The sequence below is a fragment of the Dietzia sp. Cai40 genome, assembly GCF_014145165.1.
Lineage (GTDB): Bacteria > Actinomycetota > Actinomycetes > Mycobacteriales > Mycobacteriaceae > Dietzia > Dietzia natronolimnaea.
In genome coordinates this window covers 1-9059 of the sequence record NZ_JAALEB010000147.1, presented here as the reverse complement: position 1 = coordinate 9059, position 9059 = coordinate 1, and the positions used below count along the sequence as shown (strand labels likewise).

At 70.5% G+C, this 9059-nt stretch carries 8 protein-coding genes; 4 read left to right on the top strand and 4 right to left on the bottom strand.

Going from position 1 to position 9059, the window contains the following annotated elements:
• A partial coding sequence (locus tag G6022_RS06400; protein WP_187701284.1) for a DUF2339 domain-containing protein occupies window positions 1-1737 on the top strand: 1737 nt, incomplete at its 5' end.
• On the opposite strand, the gene G6022_RS06395 is transcribed toward G6022_RS06400, so the two are convergent.
• Window positions 1692-2147, bottom strand: a complete 456-nt coding sequence (locus G6022_RS06395) for a hypothetical protein (RefSeq protein ID WP_042330231.1) — start codon at window positions 2145-2147, stop codon at window positions 1692-1694. The two genes, G6022_RS06400 and G6022_RS06395, sit on opposite strands and share 46 nt — an antisense overlap.
• Window positions 2148-2329: 182 nt before the next feature.
• Between G6022_RS06395 and G6022_RS06390 the strand changes: the two genes are divergently transcribed.
• The gene (locus G6022_RS06390) at window positions 2330-4774 is read left to right on the top strand and encodes a glycoside hydrolase family 65 protein (RefSeq protein ID WP_179524305.1); all 2445 of its coding nucleotides are present in this window, start codon (window positions 2330-2332) and stop codon (window positions 4772-4774) included.
• A 7-nt stretch (window positions 4775-4781) separates the two neighbouring features.
• On the opposite strand, the gene G6022_RS06385 is transcribed toward G6022_RS06390, so the two are convergent.
• The 3 genes from G6022_RS06385 to G6022_RS06375 all read right to left on the bottom strand — a co-directional run bounded on the left by G6022_RS06385 (window position 4782) and on the right by G6022_RS06375 (window position 6863).
• The gene (locus G6022_RS06385; protein ID WP_179524306.1) at window positions 4782-5372 is read right to left on the bottom strand and encodes a PGPGW domain-containing protein; all 591 of its coding nucleotides are present in this window, start codon (window positions 5370-5372) and stop codon (window positions 4782-4784) included.
• Between the two features lie 57 nt (window positions 5373-5429).
• Complete coding sequence (locus tag G6022_RS06380) at window positions 5430-6152, bottom strand: VIT family protein (RefSeq protein ID WP_017838261.1); 723 nt, start codon at window positions 6150-6152, stop codon at window positions 5430-5432.
• A gap of 81 nt (window positions 6153-6233) precedes the next feature.
• Window positions 6234-6863 (bottom strand): hypothetical protein, encoded by a 630-nt coding sequence (locus G6022_RS06375; RefSeq protein ID WP_179524307.1) that lies wholly within the window; start codon window positions 6861-6863, stop codon window positions 6234-6236.
• 144 nt (window positions 6864-7007) lie between these two features.
• Between G6022_RS06375 and G6022_RS06370 the strand changes: the two genes are divergently transcribed.
• Together G6022_RS06370 and G6022_RS06365 are read left to right on the top strand one after the other, a co-directional pair.
• A complete protein-coding gene (locus G6022_RS06370; protein ID WP_347237847.1) occupies window positions 7008-8312 on the top strand; it encodes a cytochrome P450 in 1305 nt (434 codons plus the stop codon).
• A 64-nt stretch (window positions 8313-8376) separates the two neighbouring features.
• Entirely contained in the window at window positions 8377-8988 is a 612-nt protein-coding gene (locus G6022_RS06365; RefSeq protein WP_245847146.1) for a putative glycolipid-binding domain-containing protein, read from the top strand.
• The last annotated feature ends 71 nt before the right edge of the window (window positions 8989-9059 follow it).

Sequence of the window (9059 nt, the reverse complement as noted above, 5' to 3'; positions counted from 1 at the left end):
CCCGCCGGGCCCGGGTGGACGCGGCGCTCCGCGGAGACCCGACCCCGCCGGGTGCCACGGCTCACGGCGGCCACGGTGATCGCCGCGATCGGCGGATCCGTGATGCTGGCCGGGATCGCGTTCCTGCTGGTGGTCGCCATCCAGGCCGGGCTCTTCCCACCGATCGCCCGGGTGGTCGCCGCGGCGGTACTCGCGCTGGTCCTGGTCGGGCTCGGGTTGTGGTTGCAGTCCCGCCACGAGGCCACGCCCGAGCGCCCGATCAACCCCGGCGCGTTGGCCCTGGTCGGCACCGGTCTGGCAGCGGCCATGCTCGACGTGATCGCCTGCACCACTCTCTATCAGTGGATCCCCGTGCCGGCGGCGTACATGTTCGTCGGCGGGCTGGCGCTCGCGGGCATGGCCCTGGCACAACGATGGTCCTCGGGGCTGCTCGCCTGCCTGGTCTCGGCCGGCACGATGGTGCTGGCACCGTTCATCTCCACGGGCGTCGAGCTCCCTGTCTTCCTGGTGATCCTGGCCATCGCGACCGCCGTACTCGGCGCCGAACTCGGGATCGCGGTCAGGGTGGTGTGGTCGGTCTTCCCGGCACCGGTCCTCGTGGGCTACCTCACGCAGACGCACCTCCACGACCGGGGCGAACAGGTCGCGCTGATCGTGGCGGCCCTGGTCTTCGCCGCTGTGGGCGTCGGGGTCGCCTGGGTCGACTCCGTGCGCCGCCGCCCGGCTCCGGAGAACGCGGCCCTCGTCGTCGTCCCCACCGCCGTCCCCCTGCTGCTCCTCTCCGGACTCTTCCTCCTGCGGCCGGGCTGGCCGGTCGGCGTGATCCTCGCCGCGGCCTATCTCACCGTCGCGGTGGTGGCCGGACGTCGAGCCCACGAACCGGGACCGGTGCTGCTGTCCGCCGTCTCGGGGGTCGTGGGCAGTGCGCTGCTGTTCGGCGCCTGGGTGGAACTGGGCGGACGGGAGATGACGAGCCTCGCCCTCACCCTCAGCGCCACCGGCTACGTCGTGGCGGCGGGCCTGTGGGGTCGCCGCTGGGCGGACTGGGTGGCCGGCGTCGGCGCCGCCATCGCGCTGGCCGTGTACCTGGTCGTCAACGAGCCGTTCCTCGCGCTCGACGAGAGTCTGGCGGTCCGCGAGCTGACCTACTGGGACGTGGTGGCGGCGCTCGCGGTCACCGCGCTCGCCGTGGCCGCGACGTGGTGGGCGTCCCGGCGGGTGCCCCGGCAGTCCTCCAGGGTGGTGATGGCGGGTGCCGTCGCGGCGCTGTTGGCCTTCTCGGTGATGGTGGTGGCGGCCGGAGTGGTGATCGGTGACCTGGCGGGCGCGGCGCGCAACGGCTTCCTCGTGGCCCACCTGGTGGTCACCGTGCTGTGGATCAGCTGCGCGGCCTGGTTGATCCTCACGCCGAGTCCCCGGCTCTCGGACGCCCGCAGGATGGGTTTCGTCCTGGGGTCGCTCGCGCTCGCCAAGTTGTTGTTCCTCGACCTTGCCACGCTGCCCGGCCTGTTCCGGGTGCTGTCCTTCATCGCGGTGGGCGCGGTGATGTTGGCCGTGGCCGTCCGCTACCGGGGCGGCACGGACGGCGGGGGCACGCAGGGCGGCGGCACTCGGGGCGGCGGCACGGACGTCGGGGGCGTCCAGGGCGGCGGTACGGGGGAGAACGGTACGGACGGCCGCGGTGGGCCCTACTACCGCAGGGACACCGAGCCGTCCGGGAGCGGATCCCCCACGTAGACGCGGAAGGCGCGCGGTTCCGCGCCGGACATCAGGACCTCGACCTCGGGGTGGTCGACCTCGTCCGGATCGTCCGAGGGCAGGCTCCAGACCACTTCTCCGGAGTCGGTGAGTTCCTTGAGCGCGAGGCGCGTGGCGCGCACCCACGTCACGTGCCGGAGTGCCGGCTCGTCGCGGAGCTCGTCCTCGGCCATGCCCTCCCGGAGGTCGACCATGAGACGTTCCCCGTCGGGAGCCTCGTACGCGGTGCACACGTGGTCGACGAGGACGGACAGTGGCCATGACGGACCGGAGCCGAGCAGATCGACGATGATCATGCGCGCATCGCCGACCTGGCAGGCCGTCGGTGTGGTGAGGACGTGGAGCCTGTCGGCCACGTCCTCCGTGATCTCGATGAACTGAACGGTCATGGTGAACCCCTGTTCCGGCGCGACGGTCGACGGCGGGCCCCGAGGCGCGGCCCGGGCCGTCCCGACTGTGACGTAGATCATACAATACGTCGGTGGCCGACGAGTCTCGGCCAGATGACGATCCCGGAAACAAGCACGTGGGATCCCGTCGGAACCGCAGGTCAGTCGATAGGGTCGACCGCGTGACCACTCTGCAGACCGGGCCCTCGAACGACACCACCGCTGGGCGGTCCGACGCCTTCACGCTGTCCTACTCCGGGTTCGATCCCGGCGAGGAGGGGCTGCGCGAGACCCTCACGTCGACGGGCAACGGCTACCTCTGCACGCGGGGCGCGGCCGAATGGGAGGACGCCGACGGGGTCCACTACCCCGGGACGTACGTCCACGGCCTGTACAACCGCGCGACCACCATGCTCGGCGGCGTCCCGGTGCACAACGAGGACCTGGTCAACCTGCCCAACTGGTTGCCGCTCAAGCTCAGGATCGGCGGGGCGGAGGTGCTCCGGCTCGCAGAAGTGGAGATCCTCGAGTACAGCCACCGAGTGGATCTGCGCTCGGCGCTGATGACCCGCCAGATCCGCTTCCGCGACCGGGAGGGGCGGGAGACCGAGTTGGTGAGCCGGCGCTTCGCGTCGATGGCCAGCATGCACCACGCCTACATGGAGTGGACGATCACGCCGCTGAACTGGTCCGGCCAGGCTGAGGTCGTGAGCGCGCTCGACGGACGCGTCACCAACGACGGCGTACCGCGATACCGGCAACTCGAGAGCGACCACCTCCGGCCGGGCAGCACGGTGTTCCCGCACCCCGAGGTGATGGCGCTGAAGGTGCGCACCCGGCAGTCCGAGGTGAACATCGGTGTCGCGGCACGGACCCTCGTCTCGACCGGCGGTCGGAAACGAGACGTGCCCCGCTCCGACTTCCGGATGGCGGACTACATCCAGCAGACCCTCCACGTGGAGCTGGAGCGCGACGTCCCCACCACGATCGAGAAGTCGGTGGCGCTGTTCACCTCGCGTGACCCGGCCACGGGGGACACGCTCCTGCGCGCCTCCCGGTCGGCCGCCCGGTCGCGCCCGTTCGGTGCGGCGTACGCGCACCACCGCGAGTCCTGGGAGCGGTTGTGGCAGGCGTGCGACCTCCACGTGTTCGGCGACGACGAGGCCCAGCACCTGCTGCGGGTGCACATCAGTCACATCCTGCAGACGTGCTCGCACAACACCGCCGACCTCGACGCCGGCGTGCCCGCCCGCGGGATCAACGGCGAGGCCTACCGGGGCCACGTGTTCTGGGACGAGTTGTTCGTCTTCCCGTTCCTGACCTTCCGGCTCCCGGCCGTCACCCGCAGCCTGCTCATGTACCGCTACCGGAGACAGTCCGAGGCGCGGGTGGCGGCGGCGACGGCCGGGTACGAGGGGTTCATGTTCCCGTGGCAGAGCGGATCGCTCGGCACGGAGCAGACCCAGGAACTCCACCTCAACCCGATGTCGGGGCGGTGGGACATCGACCTGTCGCACAACCAGCGCCACGTCAGCGCGGCGATCTTCTACAACGTCTGGCAGTACATCACCCTCACCGAGGACACGATGTTCCTCGAGTTCCGGGGTGCGGAGATGATGCTCGGCATCGCGCGGTTCTGGTCGTCCATCGCGCACTACTCACCGGAGCGGCAGCGCTACGAGATCCACGGCGTGATGGGGCCCGACGAGTACCACGAGAAGTACCCGGGCGCGTCCGAGGGCGGGCTGCGCAACAACGCCTACACCAACGTCTTCGTGGCGTGGATCTGCGACATCGCCGCCCACCTGCTCGACCTGCTGCCGGCGCCCCAGGCCGGCGCCGTCCGCGCCCGGCTCGAACTGCGTGACGACGAGATCGAGCGGTGGAAGGACATGAGCCGCAAGATGTTCGTGCCGTTCCACGACGGGATCATCAGCCAGTTCGAGGGGTACGAGGACCTCGACGAGCTGGACTGGAACTCCTACCGTGCCAAATACGGCAACATCCAGCGGCTCGACCGGATCCTCAAGGCCGAGGGCGACACCCCGGACCGGTACAAACTGGCCAAACAGGCCGACGCCGTGATGCTGTTCTTCCTGTTCAGCGACGACGAACTGCGGCGGGTCTTCACCAGACTCGGCTATGGGTTCGCGGACGATGCCGCACAGCGCACCATCGACTACTACGACCAGCGCACGTCACACGGGTCGACCCTGTCCTACATCACGCATGCCGGGGTCCTCGCCCGCTTCGACCCGGACAGTTCCTGGGATCGTTTCAAGGTGGCGCTGGGCAGCGACGTCAACGACATCCAGGGAGGAACGACCCGCGAGGGTATCCACATGGGTGTCATGTCCGGGACGGTCGACCTGATCCAGCGGTTCTACGCGGGGATGCGGGTGGAGAACGGGATGCTGCAGATCCACCCCAACCTGCCCCGGGATATCGACGGGGTCTCTTTCAACATGACCTACCTGCGGTCCCCGCTCACGGTGACGGTGATGCAGGACAGCGTCACGGTGCATCACAGAGACGGTGTGATCGACTCGACCCCGGTCCACGTGTGCGTGGCCGGACAGGAGCGCATGGTCGCGGTGGGTGGCGAGGAGACGTTCAGCCTGACGTGACGCCCGATCAGTCCGACGCGACGCCCGGCCCGGTGGGAGACGCGGCCGGGTGCGGCCTCCGGCCCGATGTGACGTCGTGCCGCGCCCGTCGCCGTTCCTCTCTCTCCCGGTGGCGGGCGGCGTGGCGTTCCCTCTCGCGCTCGGTCTCCACCTCGTGGTCGTACGGGTTCCCCCGGAATCGACGGATCGAGTAGACGATGAGGACGAGGCCGATCAGGCCGGAGCCGATCAGGCTTCCGCCGGTGCCCCACCCGCCGATGAACCACCAGGCTGGATCGAGGGGCCACCACTGTGGTGCCGGGGGGTGCTGGCCCCAGTAGATCCCGAGTCCGACCAGCCACGCCACGCCGAGCACCGACGCGGTGATCCTCGGCCAGGTCTGCACCCCTCGGGACGCGCCCTCGAGGGCCACGCGCTTGACGGGGTCGACCCGCTTCTCGAACCACTCGTACTGCTGGGAGAGCACGACCATGCCCGCGAAGAGAGTGAGCAGCCCGGGGCCGGGGAGGAACAGAGCGGCGATACCCAGCACGACGAGCGTCCACCCGAGTGTCTCGAGTGCGAGGCGCTTGGCCGCGACGTAACCGAGTCTTCTCACCAGACCATGGTGGCAGAGATCGGCTCACCGGTGCAGTAGCGAGCAACCCGTCCCCGGTCAGGCGACGGCGGTTCCCAGGATCGAGCCGATCCCGTAGGTCGCTGCCATGGCCGCGAGACCACCGAGGAGTAGCCGGCGCACGGCCTTGCCCCGATCCGCGTCTCCCAGACGCGCGGAGACGTATCCCGCGAGCGCCAGACCGACCATGGTGAGCACCGCGATCGTGGGCACTCTCAGGCTGGCGGGGGCGAGGATGGCGAGCAGAGGGATGATCGCCCCGAGGGTGAAGGCGATCGCGGAGGAGACGGCTGCGTGCATCGGGTTGGTCAGTGCCTCCTGATCGATGCCCAGTTCGGCGTCGAGGTGGGCGGAGAGTGGATCGACGGCGTGGAGTTCGGTGGCGACCAGCCGGGCGGTGTCCACACTGAGCCCCTTGGCGGTGTAGAGCCCGACGAGTTCTTCGAACTCGGCCTCGGGCTCGCGGTCGAGTTCGCCGATCTCCTTGGAGATGAGCGCACGTTCCGTATCCCGCTGGGTGCTCACCGACACGTATTCGCCGACGGCCATCGAGAACGCGCCGGCGGACAAGCCGGCGATCCCCGCGACCATCAGGGCGGATCGGTCGGTGGTGGCCGCAGCGACGCCCATCACGAGCCCGGCGGTCGAGAGCAGGCCGTCGTTCGCCCCGAGGACGGCGGCACGAAGCCAGTTGAGTCTGTCGCCGACCGAGGCGTCGTGCGGTTCGACGGCGTCGTGGCGGGTGGAGCGAGGGGTGTCCATGTGTCCACGCTAGGAGTCGGCGCGCGGAGTCGCAAGCGTCGAAAGCCTATCCTTACCAGCACTTCTTGCTCCTCGACGCGCTCAGGCCGGGACCGGGGAACCGAACGCCCGGGCCGCTCGGACGCCCGCCTCGAGGTCGACCTCGGGCCAGCCGTCGGGGGAGTGGAGGACGGCCGCCAGGTCCCGGGCGGACAACCGCGCACCGGCCGACAGGAGCGCGTCGACCGCTCCGGTCGCGGGGGCGTCGAGGAGGGTGTCGTCGGCCAGCTCGTCGACGATGTCCCGCACGGCCGTCGCGGTCACCGGGTAGATCTCCGGGTCGAAGCCGTCGTCGGTCGGCTGGTCCAGCCGCCACCACGCGGCCCCGTCCCAGCCGTACAGGAAGCCCAGGTAGAGGCCCTTGGACCGGGCGTGCTCGACCCCGCGTCGCCACCACCCCGGGGCGTCGCCGACGAGGTCCGTCCCGGCCTCTCCGGCACGCCCGCTGCCCTCCGTGAGGGAGAACTCGTGGTGCCAGCCGGCCAGGAGAGCGCGCCCCTCGCCGGGCCGGACGAGGGCCATCCACATCCCTTCCGCGCCGACCCAGTGCAGGGCCGAAGGTGTGGGCGGGGAGTGTTCCAGGCCCACCGCGGCGCGCACGGCGGCGTCCACGGCGAGGAGGGAGGCGATGTCGTCGGGCGTCGAGTCCAGGTCCACGGGGAGCAGGGCCATGGGCTCACGGTAGCCGGTGACCGCCACGGCGAGGTGACGATCGCGGTGAACGTCCGGCGACCCCTCGGTGTCCGGCCTCGGTCTTCGTTCGCCGGTCCGGCTGCGGCGACACCTGTCGACTCCTACGGTGTCACCATGGACAGTGTGACCACAGACGACGGCGTTCCCCCCGGGCCACGCCTACCCGGCCTGGTGCAGGCCCTGCTCGCACTCTCGGCCCCCGCGGCCGTCTTCCCGGCCGCCGCCAGGCGGTACGGGGTGCCGTTCAAGCTCGACCTGATGCCCAAGGGCCGGACGGTGGTCGCCGTCGCCGATCCCGCCGACGTCAAGGACGTCTTCGCCGGCTCGCCGTCGGTCTTCCACGCGGGCAAGGGCAACGAACTGCTGCGGCCGCTGTTGGGGGAACACTCTCTCCTCCTCCAGGACGGTGACGAACACGCGCGCGCCCGCCGGCTCCTCGCGCCGGCGTTCGGGCGCCGCGAGATCGAGGGGTACCGCTCGCTGGTCGAGGAGGTCACGACCGAGCAGTTGGATCGCTGGCCGAGATCGGGCCGGGTCCGTGCGCACGTCCTGTTCAGCGAGCTCACGCTCGAGGTGATCCTTCGCGTGGTGTTCGGGGTGACGGACTCGGCCCGCCTCGACCGGATGAGGCCGATCGTGGCGCGGGCGGTGGACGCCGGGCCGGTGGTGATGATCGGCATGGGCATCCTGCCGCTGCGCCGGTTCCGGCCGTGGAGCCGACAGGTCCGGGACCTCGCGACCATCCACGCCTTCCTGCATGAGGAGATCGAGACGACCCGCCGGGACCCGGCCCTGTCCGGGCGACGGGATCTGCTGGCACTGCTGGTGCGGGCGTCCGCCCAGGACGCGCAGGGGTTGTCCGACGAGGAGTTGCGCGACCAGCTGATGACCCTGGTGGCCGCAGGACACGAGACCACGGCCACCGCCATGGCGTGGTCGGTGCTCGAGCTGGCCCGGCATCCCGGGATCCAGGATCGATGTGTGTCCGAGATCGCCACCGGCGGCACGGAGTACCTGGACGCCGTGCTCAAGGAGTCCCTGAGACTGCACCCCGTCGTCCCGATGGTGATGCGGGAGCTGCAGGAACCCGCCACCGTAGGCGGCCGCACCTACCCGCGGGGGATGACCATCTCGCCGTCGATCATCCTGGCCCACCGCGCGCCGGCCGCCTACCCCGCGCCCAAGGAGTTCGACCCCGGCCGATTCCTCGGCGACGTCCCGACCCCCACCACCTGGCTGCCCTTCGGCGGCGGCGCCCGCCGGTGCATCGGTGCGTCCTTCGCGATGATGGAGGGCGAGGTGATCCTCCGGCAGGTGTTGGAGCGCTACCGGCTCGACCGCGTGGGCAGTGGCCACGAGTGGCCCAGGGCGCGGAACGTGACGCTGTATCCCTGGCGACGCGCACGGGTGGAGCTGCGACCGAGGTGACGCAGGGCCGCCGCGACGGGCCGGTGATGTGCGTTTCGGTGGAGATTTTCATACCGTAGGAGGGGTGAACGCTTCCCAGTCGCCCTCGCCGCAGGTCGAAGCGCCTCGCGCCTCGGCTCCCCGCATGTACACGTGGATCTCCGAGACCGGCAGGGTGATCGAGCAGGTGAGACTCGTCCGGAAGGGCGAGTCCTCCCGCGCCCGGGGTCGGATCGTCTCCGCCGCGCACCCCGACCACCAGGCGTTCACTCTGGAGTACCAGGTCGAGATCGGATCGGACCTGGCCCCTCACCGGGTGCAGCTGACCGTGTCCACCGAGGAGTACGAGCGCACCATCGACCTGGTCCGCGATGCCGAGGGCTCCTGGCTCCTGGACGACCCCTCCGACACCCGCTCCCGCGTGGGCGGCGACGGGGTGGTCGACGTGGACGTGACGTTCAGCGTGTTCTTCGCCAGCGTGATCAGCCGACGGCTCGGACTGCACTCGCAGCCCGGTTCGATCGAGCAGCGGGTGCTCTCGGTGGACTCCCTGACGCTCGACGTCACCGAGGACTCGGTCACCTTCTCCAGTGACGACGAGAAGGTCCACGGGATCACCGCCACCGCCGCCACGAGCGCGACCGTCGACCCCGACGGGTTCATCCTCGACGTCACCGGGCTCAGTCGGCGGGTCTGACCTCCCGCCCGGCGGCCCCGGCGGCGCGGAGGTCCGCGAGCCAGCCCGGCGCCCCCGGGGTCACCGACACG

What these genes read in the sequence shown, in the direction of transcription:
- G6022_RS06395 (WP_042330231.1), bottom strand. Translation starts at nt 2,147, where the DNA reads ATGACCGTTCAGTTCATCGAGATCACGGAGGACGTGGCCGACAGGCTC.
- G6022_RS06380 (WP_017838261.1), bottom strand. Translation starts at nt 6,152, where the DNA reads ATGGACACCCCTCGCTCCACCCGCCACGACGCCGTCGAACCGCACGAC.
- G6022_RS06375 (WP_179524307.1), bottom strand. Translation starts at nt 6,863, where the DNA reads ATGGCCCTGCTCCCCGTGGACCTGGACTCGACGCCCGACGACATCGCC.